General features: G+C 63.4%; 13 protein-coding genes. 1 reads left to right on the forward strand and 12 read right to left on the reverse strand.

The annotated features are described in order from the left end of the window. Positions 1 to 3: 3 nt before the first annotated feature. From nuoJ to C3F42_RS27570, 12 genes are all read right to left on the reverse strand, one after another. Positions 4 to 504, reverse strand: a complete 501-nt coding sequence (gene nuoJ / locus C3F42_RS27515) for an NADH-quinone oxidoreductase subunit J (RefSeq protein WP_023631348.1) — start codon at positions 502 to 504, stop codon at positions 4 to 6. Between the two features lie 10 nt (positions 505 to 514). Beyond that, a complete protein-coding gene (gene nuoI / locus C3F42_RS27520) occupies positions 515 to 1,063 on the reverse strand; it encodes an NADH-quinone oxidoreductase subunit NuoI (protein WP_016488223.1) in 549 nt (182 codons plus the stop codon). A gap of 11 nt (positions 1,064 to 1,074) precedes the next feature. After that, positions 1,075 to 2,082: an NADH-quinone oxidoreductase subunit NuoH gene (gene nuoH, locus C3F42_RS27525; protein ID WP_104445140.1), complete on the reverse strand. Its 1,008-nt coding sequence runs from the start codon at positions 2,080 to 2,082 to the stop codon at positions 1,075 to 1,077. Continuing rightward, the gene (gene nuoG, locus C3F42_RS27530) at positions 2,079 to 4,793 is read right to left on the reverse strand and encodes an NADH-quinone oxidoreductase subunit NuoG (RefSeq protein ID WP_038706424.1); all 2,715 of its coding nucleotides are present in this window, start codon (positions 4,791 to 4,793) and stop codon (positions 2,079 to 2,081) included. The genes nuoH and nuoG overlap by 4 nt, the downstream gene beginning before the upstream one ends. Positions 4,794 to 4,926: 133 nt before the next feature. After that, positions 4,927 to 6,288: an NADH-quinone oxidoreductase subunit NuoF gene (gene nuoF, locus C3F42_RS27535; protein WP_094011338.1), complete on the reverse strand. Its 1,362-nt coding sequence runs from the start codon at positions 6,286 to 6,288 to the stop codon at positions 4,927 to 4,929. Beyond that, on the reverse strand, positions 6,285 to 6,782 hold the full coding sequence (gene nuoE / locus C3F42_RS27540) for an NADH-quinone oxidoreductase subunit NuoE (RefSeq protein WP_012313767.1): 498 nt from the start codon (positions 6,780 to 6,782) through the stop codon (positions 6,285 to 6,287). Before nuoE ends, nuoF begins: the two co-directional genes overlap by 4 nt. 2 nt (positions 6,783 to 6,784) lie before the next feature. Further along, the gene (gene nuoC / locus C3F42_RS27545) at positions 6,785 to 8,566 is read right to left on the reverse strand and encodes an NADH-quinone oxidoreductase subunit C/D (RefSeq protein WP_094011339.1); all 1,782 of its coding nucleotides are present in this window, start codon (positions 8,564 to 8,566) and stop codon (positions 6,785 to 6,787) included. A 79-nt stretch (positions 8,567 to 8,645) separates the two neighbouring features. After that, on the reverse strand, positions 8,646 to 9,323 hold the full coding sequence (locus C3F42_RS27550; RefSeq protein ID WP_008096180.1) for an NADH-quinone oxidoreductase subunit B family protein: 678 nt from the start codon (positions 9,321 to 9,323) through the stop codon (positions 8,646 to 8,648). Between the two features lie 9 nt (positions 9,324 to 9,332). Beyond that, entirely contained in the window at positions 9,333 to 9,746 is a 414-nt protein-coding gene (locus C3F42_RS27555; protein WP_011534614.1) for an NADH-quinone oxidoreductase subunit A, read from the reverse strand. 380 nt (positions 9,747 to 10,126) lie between these two features. Then, on the reverse strand, positions 10,127 to 10,789 hold the full coding sequence (locus tag C3F42_RS27560) for a lysoplasmalogenase (RefSeq protein ID WP_038706423.1): 663 nt from the start codon (positions 10,787 to 10,789) through the stop codon (positions 10,127 to 10,129). A 144-nt stretch (positions 10,790 to 10,933) separates the two neighbouring features. Then, positions 10,934 to 12,259, reverse strand: coding sequence for an isocitrate lyase (aceA, locus tag C3F42_RS27565; RefSeq protein ID WP_023630475.1), 1,326 nt, complete (start codon positions 12,257 to 12,259; stop codon positions 10,934 to 10,936). 490 nt (positions 12,260 to 12,749) lie between these two features. After that, entirely contained in the window at positions 12,750 to 13,514 is a 765-nt protein-coding gene (locus tag C3F42_RS27570; RefSeq protein WP_177182911.1) for a secretin N-terminal domain-containing protein, read from the reverse strand. Positions 13,515 to 13,689: 175 nt separating this feature from the next. On the opposite strand from C3F42_RS27570, the gene C3F42_RS27575 reads away from it, so the two are divergent. Continuing rightward, a complete protein-coding gene (locus tag C3F42_RS27575; RefSeq protein WP_104445141.1) occupies positions 13,690 to 15,132 on the forward strand; it encodes a SulP family inorganic anion transporter in 1,443 nt (480 codons plus the stop codon). The last annotated feature ends 93 nt before the right edge of the window (positions 15,133 to 15,225 follow it).

Below are 15,225 nucleotides of genomic sequence, written 5' to 3' on the forward strand. Positions count from 1 at the left end.
GATTTACTCCTTCGCCTCGTTGCGGCCCAGGTGGAAGGCGGTGACGGCTGCCGCGAGCAGCAGCATCGAGGCCAGTTCGACCACCAGCAGGTAAGGGCCGAACAGGCTGATGCCGACCTCTTTGGCGCTCACGGTGGTACCGCTGATGGCAGCGCCCGACGGGGTGACGAACAGCACGTAGAGCAGCTCCAGCAGCAGCAGGGCGGCGAGGATCACCGGCCCCGCCCAGATGCCCGGCTTGAGCCAGCCACGCTCCTGGGCGACCGAGGCCGGCCCGAGGTTGAGCATCATCACCACGAAGACGAACAGCACCATGATGGCGCCGGCGTAGGCGATCACTTCCAGGGCACCGGCGAAGGGCGCACCGAGGGAGAAGAAGATCATCGCCACGGAGATCAGCGAAATGATCAGGTAGAGCAGGGCGTGCACCGGGTTGGTGCCGGTCACCACGCGCAGCGTGGAGACAACGGCGACACCGGATGCGAAGTAGAAAGCGAATTCCATCTTTCTGTCCTTATGGGAGCAAGCTCTTCACGTTGATCGGCTCGGCTTCGTTCTGTGCAGCGCCTTTCGGCTTGCCAGCGATTGCCATGCCCGCAACACGGTAGAAGTTGTAGTCAGGGTTCTTGCCGGGGCCGGAGATCAGCAGATCTTCTTTCTCGTACACCAGGTCCTGACGCTTGAACTCGGCCATTTCGAAATCCGGAGTCAGCTGGATCGCGGTGGTCGGGCACGCCTCTTCACACAGCCCGCAGAAGATGCAGCGCGAGAAGTTGATGCGGAAGAACTCGGGGTACCAACGGCCGTCCTCTGTCTCGGCCTTCTGCAGCGAGATGCAGCCGACCGGGCAGGCCACCGCGCAGAGGTTGCACGCCACGCAGCGCTCCTCGCCATCGGGGTCGCGGGTGAGGACGATGCGGCCACGGTAGCGCGGCGGCAGGTACACGGGTTCTTCGGGGTATTGCAGGGTGTCGCGCTTGCGGAACCCGTGGGAGAACACCATTGCCAGGCTGCGCAGCTGGGTGCCGGTGCCCTTAACGATGTCGCCGATATACTTGAACATGGGTCAAATCCTCACTGGGCCGCGACGGCTGGCGTGTTGTAGAGCACGATCGCAGCGGTCACCAGCAAATTGATCAGGGTCAGCGGCAGGCAGAACTTCCAGCTGAAGTCCATCACCTGGTCATAGCGTGGGCGCGGGATCGAGGCGCGCAGCAGGATGAACAGCATGATGAAGAACGCGGTCTTCAGGGCGAACCACAGGAACGGTACCTGCGGCAGGACGCCGAACGGGCCGTGCCAGCCACCGAAGAACAGGGTCACCAGCAGCGCCGAGATGAGGATGATGCCGATGTACTCACCGACGAAGAACATGCCCCATTTCATGCCGGCGTATTCGATGTGGTAGCCGTCGGCCAGTTCCTGTTCCGCTTCCGGCTGGTCGAACGGGTGACGGTGGGTCACGGCGACGCCAGCGATGAAGAAGGTGCAGAAGCCGAAGAACTGCGGAATGATGAACCACAGGTTCTGGGCCTGGTAGTCAACGATGTCGCGCATGTTGAACGAACCCACCTGCACCACCACGCCCATCAGCGCCAAGCCCAGGAACACTTCGTACGATACGGTCTGCGCGGAAGCTCGCAGGCTGCCGAGCAGGGCGTACTTGTTGTTCGACGACCAGCCGGCGAACAGCACGGCGTAGACCGACAGGCCGGCCATGGCGAAGAAGAACAGCAGGCCGATGTTCAGGTCGGCCACGCCCCAGCCCGGGGTGATCGGGATGATCGAGAAGGCGATCAGCAGCGCGCTCATGGCGACCACGGGGGCCAGGGTGAAGATCACCTTGTCGACAAAGGGCGGGTTCCAGTCTTCCTTGAAGAACATCTTCAGCATGTCGGCGGCGATCTGGAACATGCCGAACGGGCCGACCCGGTTCGGGCCGTAGCGGTCCTGCCACCAGCCCAGCAGGCGACGCTCGACGAAGCTGAGCAGCGCGCCGCAGACCACCACGGCCAGCAGCACCACGATTGCCTTGACGACCTGAATGATCACGTCGATCACTTCGGGGGTGAACCAGCTCATTGTGCTGCCTCCTGCAGGCCTTCGACGGCTGCACCGAAGATGGCGGGCGGAATGCCGGCCAGGCCTTTGGGCAACGCAACCAGGCCAGCGCCCAGTTCTTCATTGATACGCAGCGGCAGGCGCAGCGACACACCGGCCACGTTCAGGCTCAGCATCGCGCCGTCGTTGACGCCCAGGCGGTCGGCTTCGGACTTGGCCAAGGCGACGTAGGCGGCCGGGATGCGCTCCTGCACCGGAGCGGCGCGGGAGGAGGACTCTTCGCTGCCGAACAGGTGGAAGAACGGAACCGCGGTCCAGGTGCCGCGAGCCGGGTTGAACGCGCCAGGGATGGCGGTGAACCAGCCCAGGCGGTCGCCTTGGGTCTCGATCAGGCGTACGCCTGGGTCACCGGCACGCAGATGGCCACCCACCTCGTCCTGGAACTTGTTCCAGGCTTGCGGCGAGTTCCAGCCCGGCGACCAGGCGAACGGAACCTGCTGACGCGGTTCGGCCGAACCCGAGTAGCCTTCCATGGAGAAGGCGAACGCGGTGTCCTTGTCCTGCGGGGTACGCGGCTCGTGCACGCTGATGTTGGCGCGCATGGCGGTACGACCCGAGTAGCGCAGCGGCTCGCGGGCCAGCTTCATGCCCTTGATGCGGAACGCGGCGGAAGGTGCTGCGTTGACGATGCCGGCCAGTTGCGGTGCGGCTTCGGCGCAGGCGCTGGTGACGTGGTCCAGCTGGGTCCAGTCCACCGGCTTGTTCAGCAGGGTCGCGCGCAGGGCGTGCATCCAGCGCCAGCCTTCGTGGATCTGGATGCTGCTGTCCAGGTATTGCGGGTCGAACACCTGGAAGAAGCGCTGGGCACGGCCTTCCTGGCTGACCAGGGTGCCATCGCCTTCGGCGAACGAAGCCGCCGGCAGCACCAGGTGGGCACGGTCAACGGTCGGGGTTTTCGAGTGATCGGCGACGATCACCACCTTGGCCGCAGCCAGCGCGGCGTCGACCTTGGCGGCCGGTACGCGGGCGTACAGGTCGTTTTCCAGCACGACGATGGCGTCGGCCTTGCCGCTGATCACGGCGTCCAGCGCCGCGTCGACGGACTCACCGCCCATCATCGCCAGACCGAGGCTGTTGGCCTCAGGCACGACCAGGCTCAGCGAACCGTTCTTCTCGCGCAGCTTGAGGGCCTTGGCGATGTTGGCGGCGGCTTCGATCAGCGCAGGGTCGGCCAGCGAAGTACCGGCGACGACCAGTGGGCGCTGGGCAGCGACCAGGGCGTCGGCGATGCGCTGGGCCAGGGCCTTGGCTTCGTCGTCCAGGCCGGCAACGGCAGGCGCGCTCGGGTCGATGGCATGGGCCACGGCGAAACCGATACGGGCGAGGTCGGCGGGAGCGGCGTGTACACACTCTTCGGCAACGTCATCCAGCTTGGTTTCAGCCAAGGATGCGATGAACAGCGGGTACAGCGCGTGCTGGCCGATGTTCTTCACCGCGGCGTCCAGCCAAGGCTGCACGCGCATGGCGTCGGCCATGGCCTCGGCCTTGCCCTTGGTGGCCTGGCGCACGGCCAGGGCGACACGGGCGGCGGTCTGGGTCAGGTCTTCGCCGAGCACGAACACGGCGTCGTGGTCTTCGATGTCGCGCAGGGTCGGCACCGGCAGCGGGCTGTTGTTCAGCACGTCCAGCGCCAGGCGTACGCGGGCCAGCTCACCAGCCTCCATGCCCGAGTAGAAGTACTCGGCACCGACCAGCTCGCGCAGGCCGTAGTTGCTCTCGAGGCTGGCGCGTGGCGAGCCGATGCCGACGATGGTGCGACCGCGCAGCAGGTCTGCGGCCTTGTCCAGGGCGGCGTCGAGGGACAGCTTGCTGCCATCGGCCAGGTGTGGCTGGCGCGGACGGTCCTTGCGGTTGACGTAGCCATAGCCGAAGCGGCCACGGTCGCACAGGAAGTACTGGTTCACCGAGCCGTTGAAGCGGTTCTCGATGCGGCGCAGTTCGCCGTAGCGTTCGCCGGGGCTGATGTTGCAACCGCTGGAGCAGCCATGGCAGATGCTCGGGGCAAACTGCATGTCCCACTTGCGGTTGTAGCGCTCGGAGTGGGTCTTGTCGGTGAACACACCGGTCGGGCAGACCTCGGTGAGGTTGCCGGAGAACTCGCTTTCCAGCACGCCGTCTTCGACGCGACCGAAGTACACGTTGTCGTGGGCGCCGTATACGCCCAGGTCGGTGCCGCCGGCGTAGTCTTTGTAGTAGCGCACGCAGCGGTAGCAGGCGATGCAGCGGTTCATCTCGTGGGCGATGAACGGGCCGAGGTCCTGGTTCTGGTGGGTACGCTTGGTGAAACGGTAGCGGCGCTCGTTGTGGCCGGTCATTACCGTCATGTCCTGCAGGTGGCAGTGACCGCCTTCCTCGCACACCGGGCAGTCGTGCGGGTGGTTGGTCATCAGCCATTCGACGACGCTGGCGCGGAACGCCTTGGACTCCTCATCGTCGATGGAGATCCAGGTGCCGTCGGAGGCAGGGGTCATGCAGGACATGACGATACGACCACGGGTGTCGTTCTCGTCGGTGTACTGCTTGACCGCGCACTGCCGGCAGGCGCCGACGCTACCGAGCGCCGGGTGCCAGCAGAAATAGGGGATGTCGAGGCCGAGTGACAGACATGCCTGTAACAGGTTGTCCGCACCGTTGACTTCGAGCGCTTTGCCGTCTACGTGGATAGTGGCCATTGTTCAAAGTTCTTCGTTGGCCCGCGTGAGCGGGCGTGGCTAATGGAAATCGGTGAGCTTGCGGCCGGCCTCGAGTCGTTCGGGCCGGCCAGCAGGCTGGCGGATGGCACGGACCATCCGCTGTTTCATCTTGTTATGCGCCGACCACGATCGGCTTCGCCAGGTTCGGGCGCAGGGTGCCAGCGCTTTCTGGTGCCACACCGGCCTCGAACTCCGAGCGGAAGTATTTGATGGCACTGCCCAATGGCTCGACGGCACCTGGTGCATGAGCACAGAAGGTACGGCCTGGGCCGAGGAAGTTGACCAGCCCCAGTAGCGTCTCGATGTCTTCGGCGCGGCCTTGGCCGTTTTCCAGCGCGCGCAGCATCTTCACGCTCCACGGCAGGCCGTCACGGCAAGGGGTGCACCAGCCGCACGACTCGCGGGCGAAGAACTCTTCCATGTTGCGCAGCAGCGACACCATGTTGACGCTGTCGTCGACCGCCATGGCCAGGCCGGTACCCATACGGGTGCCGACCTTGGCGATGCCACCGGCATACATCTGCGCATCGAGGTGCTCGGGCAGCAGGAAGCCGGTACCGGCGCCGCCAGGCTGCCAGCACTTGAGCTTGAAGCCGTCGCGCATGCCGCCAGCGTAGTCTTCGAACAGCTCGCGGGCGGTGACGCCGAACGGCAGCTCCCACAGGCCCGGGTTCTTCACCTTGCCGGAGAAGCCCATCAGCTTGGTGCCGTGGTCTTCGCTGCCTTCGCGGGCCAGCGACTTGTACCAGTCGTTGCCGTTGGCGACGATGGCCGGCACGTTGCACAGGGTTTCGACGTTGTTAACGCAGGTCGGCTTGCCCCACACGCCTACGGCGGCAGGGAAGGGCGGCTTGGAGCGCGGGTTGGCGCGACGGCCTTCGAGGGAGTTGATCAACGCGGTCTCTTCACCGCAGATGTAACGCCCGGCACCGGTGTGCACGAACAGCTCGAAGTCGAAACCGGAACCGAGGATGTTCTTGCCCAGCAGGCCGGCGGCCTTGGCTTCATCGATGGCGCGGTTGAGGTTCTTCGCCGCGGTGGTGTACTCGCCACGCAGGAAGATGTAGCCACGGTAGGCCTTCAGGGCGCGGGCGCTGATCAGCATGCCCTCGACCAGCAGATGGGGCTGTTGCTCCATCAGCATGCGGTCCTTCCAGGTGTTGGGCTCCATTTCATCCGCGTTGCACAGCAGGTAGCGGATGTTCATGGATTCGTCTTTGGGCATCAGGCCCCACTTCACGCCAGTGGGGAAGCCCGCGCCGCCCCGGCCCTTGAGGCCGGAGTCCTTGACGCTCTGCACGATGTCGTCGGCGGACATGTCGGCCAGCGCCTTGCGCGCGGCGGCATAGCCGTTCTTGGACTCGTACTCGGTCAGCCAGACCGGCTCGCCGTCGTCGCGCAGGCGCCAGGTCAGCGGGTGGGTTTCGGCGCTGCGCGCAATGCGGTTGGCCGGGCCGAAGGAAGTGATGGTCATACGTAACCCTCCAGCAGCTTGGAGACGCCGGCAGGTTGCACGTCGCCAAAGGTGTCGTCGTCGATCATCAGCGCCGGGGCCTTGTCGCAGTTGCCCAGGCAGCACACCGGCAGCAGGGTGAAGCGCCCGTCCGCGGTGGTCTGGCCGAGGCCGATGCCCAGCTCGCTCTGGATCTGGCTGACCACCGATTCATGGCCGCCGATGTAGCAGACCATGCTGTCGCATACGCGGATGATGTGGCGGCCGACCGGCTGGCGGAAGATCTGGCTGTAGAAGGTGGCCACACCCTCGACGTCGCTGGCGGGGATGCCCAGCACTTCGCCGATGGCGTAGATGGCGCCGTCCGGCACCCAGCCGCGCTCTTTCTGCACGATTTTCAGGGCTTCGATGGACGCCGCGCGCGGGTCCTCGTAGTGATGCATCTCGTGCTCGATGGCCGAGCGCTCGGTTTCGCTCAGGGCGAAACGGTCGGTTTGGATAAGCGTGCTGTTCATGCTTAGCGGTCCACGTCAGCCATAACGAAGTCGATACTGCCCAGGTACGCGATCAGGTCCGCAACCATGCTGCCTTTGATCACCGAAGGGATCTGCTGCAGGTGCGGATAGCTCGGGGTACGGATCCGGGTGCGGTAGCTCATGGTGCCGCCATCGCTCGTCAGGTAGTAACTGTTGATGCCCTTGGTCGCCTCGATCATCTGGAACGACTCGTTGGCCGGCATGACCGGGCCCCACGAGACTTGCAGGAAGTGGGTGATCAAGGTCTCGATGTGCTGCAGGGTGCGCTCTTTCGGCGGCGGCGTGGTCAGCGGGTGGTCCGCCTTGTACGGGCCTTCCGGCATGTTGCGCAGGCACTGGTCGATGATGCGGATACTCTGGCGCATCTCCTCGACACGGACCATGCAGCGGTCATAGGCATCGCCGTTGTGGGCCAGCGGTACTTCGAATTCGAAGTTCTCGTAGCCGGAGTAGGGGCGGGCTTTACGCAGGTCGAAGTCGCAACCGGTGGAGCGCAGGCCGGCACCGGTGGTGCCCCAGGCCAGGGCTTCCTTGGTGTTGTACGCGGCAACGCCGATGGTACGGCCCTTGAGGATGCTGTTCTGCAGGGCGGCCTTGGTGTATTCGTCGAGGCGCTTGGGCAGCCATTCGACGAAGTCCTTGACCAGCTTGTCCCAGCCGCGCGGCAGGTCGTGGGCGACGCCACCGATGCGGTACCAGGCCGGGTGCAGGCGGAAACCGGTGATCGCCTCGATCACGGTGTAGGCGCGTTGGCGGTCGGTGAAGGTGAAGAACACCGGGGTCATGGCGCCGACGTCCTGGATATAGGTGCCCAGGAACAGCAGGTGGCTGGTGATGCGGAAGAATTCGGCGAGCATGATGCGGATCACGTCGACCTTCTGCGGCACCTGGATGCCGGCCAGCTTCTCTACCGCCAGTACGTACGGCAGGTTGTTCATCACCCCGCCGAGGTAGTCGATACGGTCGGTGTAGGGGATGAAGCTGTGCCACGACTGACGTTCGGCCATCTTCTCGGCACCACGGTGGTGGTAGCCGATGTCCGGCACGCAGTCGACGATCTCTTCGCCGTCCAGCTGCAGGACGATACGGAAGGCACCGTGGGCCGAAGGGTGGTTGGGGCCGAGGTTGAGGAACATGTAGTCCTCGTTGGCGCCCGAACGCTTCATGCCCCAGGCTTCCGGATTGAAACGTGCCGATTCCTCTTCAAGCTGCTGCTTGGCCAGGGTCAGGCTGTAGGGGTCGAATTCGGTGGCGCGGGCCGGGTAGTCCTTGCGCAGCGGGTGACCTTCCCAGGTCGGCGGCATCATGATGCGGCTCAGGTGCGGGTGGCCGGCGAAGTCGATGCCGAACATGTCCCAGACTTCACGCTCGTACCAGTTGGCGTTGGGCCAGATACCGGTGACGGTCGGCAGGTTGAGGTCGCCTTCGCTCAGCGACACCTTGATCATCACGTCGCTGTTACGCTCGACCGACAGCAGGTGGTAGAACACGCTGAAGTCGGCGGCCGGCAGGCCGCGGCGCTGGGTGCGCAGGCGCTCGTCGACGCCGTGCAGGTCGTACAGCATGCTGTACGGCTTGGCGACGTTGCGCAGGAAGGAAAGTACTTCTTTGAGCTGGGCACGCTTTACCCACAGTACCGGCATGCCGGTGCGGGTTTCCTGGGCGACGAAAGCGTCGGCGCCGAATCGGTTGTGCAGTTCGACGACCACATCCTGGTCGTCAGCCTTGTAAGGCGGAATATAAATAGCGTTGTCCGCTGTCATGGTCTCGGTCGCTTTGGGTCAACGTTAAGAATGAAGCCAGGCCGCCGGCTCCTGGGGGAGCGGGCGGCAGGTCGCTGGATCAGACTTCGTCGGGGCTGCGCAGGTTGGTTACCGCGATACGCTGTTCGCGACGCAGGTCTTTCTGGGCGGGCATCTCGGCACGGTAGATGCCTTGATCGCCAACAACCCAGGAAAGCGGGCGTCGCTCCTGGCCGATCGATTCCTGCAGCAGCATCAAGCCTTGCAGGAACGCCTCGGGGCGCGGCGGGCAGCCAGGCACGTACACGTCCACGGGGAGGAACTTGTCGACCCCCTGAACGACCGAGTAGATGTCGTACATGCCGCCGGAGTTGGCGCACGAACCCATGGAGATGACCCACTTGGGCTCGAGCATCTGCTCGTACAGGCGCTGGATGATCGGCGCCATCTTCACGAAGCAGGTACCGGCGATGACCATGAAGTCGGCCTGACGCGGCGAGGCCCGGATGACTTCGGCGCCGAAGCGGGCGATGTCGTGGGGTGCCGTGAAGGCCGTGGTCATTTCCACGTAGCAGCAGGAAAGGCCGAAGTTGTACGGCCAGAGGGAGTTCTTGCGACCCCAGTTGACCGCGCCACGCAGCACATCCTCGAGTTTCCCCATGTAGATGTTCTTGTGGACCTGGTCTTCCAGCAGTTGATCGGTGACGGTTTCCCGCTCACCGACCGGATACTGCTCGTTAGGTGCGTCCGGATCGATTCTGGTGAGATTGTATTGCATGCCAAAGCCTCATTGTTTCAGCTTCGCTTGCCGCTTGCGGCGACCTTCGGGAGCCCAATCGAGCGCCCCGACGCGCCATAGGTAGACAAGACCTGCCAACAGAATTGCTATGAAAACGAGTGCTTCGACGAATCCGGTCCAGCCGCTTTCGCGGACGGACACAGACCATGCATACAGGAAGAGGGCTTCGATATCGAAGATCACGAACAGCATCGCGACCAGATAGAATTTGGCGGACAGGCGCAGGCGGGCACTGCCAACGGGCAGCATGCCGGATTCGAAGGGTTCGTTCTTGGCGCGACCCCAGGCCTTGCTACCGAGCAGGCTGGACAGGCCGAGCATGAAGGCACACAGGCCGACGACACCCAGGAGGAAGATGGCAAAGCCCCAGTTGTGGGCGATGAGTCCTGCCGAATCGGACATGCTAGAAATCCTTATACAGAGACCCAGCTCTGCAGTCTGAAATAAGTAGAGCGGCGACGTGGTGTCGCAGACGCAGTGACCAAATGTCGCAGCTGAATCAATCGCGCTGATTTTATGGGTAAACCCAGTGCAAGTAAAATTTCCGTTGCAAATTTATTCGTAGGTTTAAGAACAAAAATCTTTCGTAACTGGCTGAAAGCCTTGAGTTTCGGGCATTGCACGCGGATTTGTTAATTATGTTTCTTACCCCGCGTAATGACTGACTAGTTGCGTAATGATAATTAATATCATTTGATATGGGCTGTATTGTTTTAGCTGTTCTGGGCCTTGCAAAGTTCATCAGCCGATCTGCCCACTTGCAAATGCGAAAAACTCTCGTTCTAGCAGCTTCCGATGCTGCGGGTACCGCTCTGGATCAATACTTTGTCGTTTGCGCCGCGGCTGACCGACGCGGCAATGAGCCACTGGCCGAGCCAGTAGGACAGGATGATCAGGTACTCGGCAGCGGCGAACGGGCTGACGAAGCGGTCGATGCCGATCAGGCTGTCGGAGAACACGAAGGCGCAGGCACCCATTGCGGCGACACCGCCACACGCCAGGGCGCGCCAGAGCATGCAGCAGATCGCAAGGGCATACAGCGCCACCGGGATCAGCAGTGGGCCCAGGCCGTGGCTGGCGAGCAGGCCGAACAGCGAGGCGCCCACCAGCAGTGCGAAGGCCAGTGAGGGGTAGGCCGGGCGTTGGGTCAGGCTGCAGTAACCGCGAAGGTACGCCAGGTGGGCGCAAAGGAACGCGGCCAGGCCGAACACGAACAGGTCGCGGGGGATGGCCAGGAGGATGTCGCCGAGTACCGAGAAGGCCAGGCCGATCATGATCCAGCGACGGTAGGGCGTGGTGGGCGTACTGCCCAGCCAGGCGATCAGGCTCAGGACCGGGATGGGTTTGCTCAGGAGGCCGAGCAGGGCGTTGTCGCTGGCCAGTGCGTATATATAGAGGGCAGCGGCTGCGACGGCGATCAGGATCAGGTGGCTTGGACGAGGCATGGGCGGTCCTTGCGGCTGGGTAGCCACAAGCATAGACCTGATCTGCGGTATTGCCTGTGCCCCGCGAAAGGGTCGGTACAGGCAATAAGAAAGGCCCAGGACTTTCACAAGCCCCGGGCCTTCCTGTTCAGCAGTTCACCAGACTCAGTGGAACTGCTCTTCCTCTGTCGAACCAGTCAGTGCGGTAACCGACGAAGCGCCACCCTGGATCACGGTGGTCATGTCATCGAAGTAGCCGGTGCCGACTTCCTGCTGGTGCGCCACGAAGGTGTAGCCTTTGCTGGCGTCAGCGAATTCCTGCTCCTGCAGCTTCACGTAGGCGGTCATGTCGTTGCGGGCGTAGTCGTGCGCCAGGTTGAACATGCCGTGCCACATGTTGTGGATGCCGGCCAGGGTGATGAACTGGTGCTTGTAGCCCATGGCCGACAGCTCCCGCTGGAACTTGGCGATGGTGGCGTCGTCCAGGTTCTTCTTCCAGTTGAAGGAAGGCGAGCAGTTGTAAGACAGCAGTTGGTCCGGGTATTCCTTCTTGATTGCTTCGGCGAAGCGACGGGCTTCGTCCAGGTCCGGCTTGGCGGTTTCGCACCAGATCAGGTCGGCATACGGCGCGTAGGCCAGGCCGCGGGAGATGGCCTGATCGAGGCCGGCGCGGACTTTGTAGAAGCCTTCACGGGTACGGTCGCCGATCACGAACGGCTGGTCGTACGGATCGCAGTCGCTGGTCAGCAGGTCGGCGGCGTTGGCGTCGGTACGGGCCAGGATGATGGTCGGCACACCGGCAACGTCGGCGGCCAGACGTGCAGCCACGAGCTTCTGTACGGCTTCCTGGGTCGGGACCAGTACCTTGCCGCCCATGTGGCCGCATTTTTTCACCGAGGCCAGCTGGTCTTCGAAGTGCACGCCGGCGGCGCCCGCTTCGATCATGTTCTTCATCAGCTCGTAGGCATTCAGCACGCCGCCGAAACCGGCTTCTGCGTCGGCCACGATCGGTGCGAAGTAGTCGATGTAGCCCTCGTCACCTGGGTTCTTGCCGGCTTTCCACTGGATCTGGTCTGCGCGGCGGAACGAGTTGTTGATGCGCTTGACTACGGTCGGCACCGAGTCGACCGGGTACAGCGATTGGTCGGGGTACATCGACTCGGCCGAGTTGTTGTCGGCGGCAACCTGCCAGCCGGACAGGTAGATGGCCTGGATGCCAGCCTTGACCTGTTGCACAGCCTGGCCGCCGGTCAGGGCGCCCATGCAGTTGACGAAATCTTTTTCAGGGCGGAAGGACGGGTGGGCACCTTGGGTGACCAGCTTCCACAGTTTTTCCGCGCCCTGGCGAGCCAGGGTGTGCTCCGGCTGCAGGGAGCCACGCAGGCGAACGACATCGGCGGCGGTGTAGGTACGGGTCACGCCTTTCCAGCGCGGGTTCTCGGCCCAGTCTTTCTCGAGGGCTGCAATTTGCTGTTCGCGTGTCAGTGCCATGGAAATAAACCTCGTCGCATCGATCTTGAGTGTAATTGTGCTGATGCTCGGATACGCGGGTCAGAGGGCCAGGCTGTGCTGTCCGGGGGAGTGCGGCGGCGAACGGGGAAGTGCGAAGGGGAAGGGTGGGCAGGCCAGGCGAAGGTGTGCCCTGCAGGTTGGCTCGTGGATGCCTTGCTGCGGTGCGACGCGATTGCCAGAACTGCGGTGATGCGCTTCCGTCCCTCGGGACAACTTCTTCGTTGCAGTCGCAATCCCGTCGAACCGCCTTGTGGGCCGTATGGACACGAGGTGCCTCCACGGTGGGAGGAGCGCACCTCGAAGACCCTTGCCAGGGCCTCTGATTAGCGGGAGCGAGGCCATCATGCCCTTGGCGAAAAGAGCCTGTCAAACATTTTGTAGTGCTTTTTTATGCTTACTACATCTTTGGTCTAATGCGACTTGGCGGTCAGTTTCAAGGCCCTTGGTCGAGGCCTTGAATTACCTGGGGTCAGTCGAGAAGGTCGACTTTGACCCGCAAAGTCATGTTTTCACCGCGCTGGGTGCTGTAAGTGAGGCTTGACGCGCTACGCTCGGACTGGCTCTGCTGGTTGAACCCGGCCAGGGTGATCCACTCGCCGAGCTTGCCGGTAACGGTCGTGTCGGTGCTCTGCACTTTCACTACATCGGCACGTTCCTGGCTCATTCGATCGTTATTGGTGCTGATTTGCAGGCGAACCGTATCGCCGCTAAGGCGTGGCGTGACGTAGAAACCCTGGGTCACGTTGCGGTATTCGGTGTTGTTCTGGATACGCCCGTAACCATCGGTGGAGCTACTGGTGACAGGGATGCTATGGCCCACCTGGATCAGTGCCGGCTGGCCGTCGCTGGCCTGCACCTGCTGCATGCCGCCTTCGCGGTTGGCTGTGCCGTAGCGGATCACGCGGGCGTTGCCGCGGTTGTCCTGGAAGTTGCTGTCGTTGTTGTCGACGCTGATCAGCAGGCGTTTGGGCGCGGTATCGAGCTGTTGCAGCAGGGCGCGCAGGTCGTCGATGCGTTCCTGGCTGGCGTTGACGATCAGCTTGTCCTCGAAGGTGCTGACGCTGCCGTCCTTGCCAAGGAAGGACTGGGCGGCGGGCAGCAGTTCGGCGCTGCTGCGATGTTGCAGGGCAATGACCTCGGTGGCGGCCTGGGCCGTAAGGCTGGCGGCCAGCAGCAGCGAGGCGAGGAGGGGGCGTAGCGGCATGTCCATGATCTCCGCGGGTGGAATGGACATGATGGCAAATTTGTCGGCATCTTGCTGGTCGTGGATCACAGCGGCATGCACAGGTCGGCTTTTCAGTGGTTGCAGTCAGGTAAATTCCGTAACATCGCGGCCCTCGATTTCAAGCTCATTCCCTCGGCATTACGCTCCCACGCAGCGTAATGCCGGGGCTGCTTACAGGACCCCCATGAAACCCGTACGCCTACGCGCCGACCTGCTCGCCGGCCTCACCACTTCTTTCGCCCTGGTGCCGGAGTGCATAGCTTTCGCCCTGGTGGCCCACCTCAACCCGCTGATGGGCCTGTACGGCGCCTTCATCATCTGTACCCTGACCGCGCTGTTCGGCGGCCGACCGGGGATGATCTCCGGCGCCGCCGGTTCGATGGCGGTGGTCATCGTCGCCCTGGTGGTACAGCACGGCGTCCAGTACCTGCTGGCCACGGTGCTGCTGGGCGGGCTGGTGATGATCCTGTTCGGCGCGCTGCGCCTGGGCAAGCTGGTACGCCTGGTGCCGTACCCGGTGATGCTCGGCTTCGTCAACGGCCTGGCTATCGTCATCGCCCTGGCCCAGCTGGAGCACTTCAAGGAAGGCGAGCACTGGCTCAGCGGTGCGCCGCTGTACCTGATGATCGGCCTGGTGGCGTTGACCATGCTGGTGGTCTATGTGCTTCCCAGGCTGACCCGCGCCGTGCCGCCGGCTCTGGTGGCAATCCTCGGCGTCGGCCTGCTGGTCTATCTGCTGGGCCTGCCAACCCGCACCCTCGGCGATATGGCGCACATCGCCGGCGGCCTGCCGACACTTACGCTGCCGGACATCCCCTGGAACCTCGAGACCCTGAAGATCATCGCGCCCTATGCGGTGCTGATGGCCATGGTCGGCCTGCTGGAAACCCTGCTGACCCTCAACCTCACCGACGAGATCACCGAGAGCCGTGGCTATCCGGATCGCGAGTGCGTGGCCCTGGGTGCGGCCAACATGGTCTCGGGCCTGTGCGGCGGCATGGGTGGCTGCGCGATGATCGGCCAGACCGTGATCAATCTCAGCTCCAATGGCCGTGGCCGACTGTCGGGCGTGGTAGCGGGGGTGATGATCCTGCTGTTCGTGCTGTTCCTGTCGCCGTTGATCGAGCGTATTCCGCTGGCGGCGCTGGTCGGGGTGATGTTCGTGGTGGCCCAGCAGACCTTCGCCTGGGCATCGCTACGGGTGCTGCACAAGGTGCCGGTGAGCGATGTGCTGGCGATCCTCGCCGTGACCGTGGTCACGGTGTTCACCGACCTGGCCACGGCGGTGCTGTTCGGTATCGTCATCGCGGCCATCAATTTTGCCTGGCAGCACGCGCGCGAGCTGTATGCCGACAGTCATGAGGACGCCGAGGGCAGCAAGCATTACCAGGTGCACGGCACGCTGTTCTTCGCCTCGACCACACCGTTTCTCAACCAGTTCGACCCGGCCAACGACCCGGCCAAGGTCACGCTGGATTGCCAGCACCTGAGCTTTGTCGATTATTCGGCGATCGCGGCGCTGAAGACCCTGCGCGAGCGCTATGCCAAGGCGGGCAAGCAGTTGCGGGTGGTGCACCTTTCCGAGCGCTGCAAGAAGCTGTTGAAGCGGGCGGGGGAGCAGCATTGAAGGCAATGGTCGCCTGCACCGATCCTATCGCCGGCAAACCGGCTCCCACAGGATTGTCACTGCACTCAAGAACTTTGCAGTACCTGTGGGAGC

It is taken from the genome of Pseudomonas sp. PONIH3, from assembly GCF_002934345.1.
Lineage (GTDB): Bacteria > Pseudomonadota > Gammaproteobacteria > Pseudomonadales > Pseudomonadaceae > Aquipseudomonas > Aquipseudomonas soli.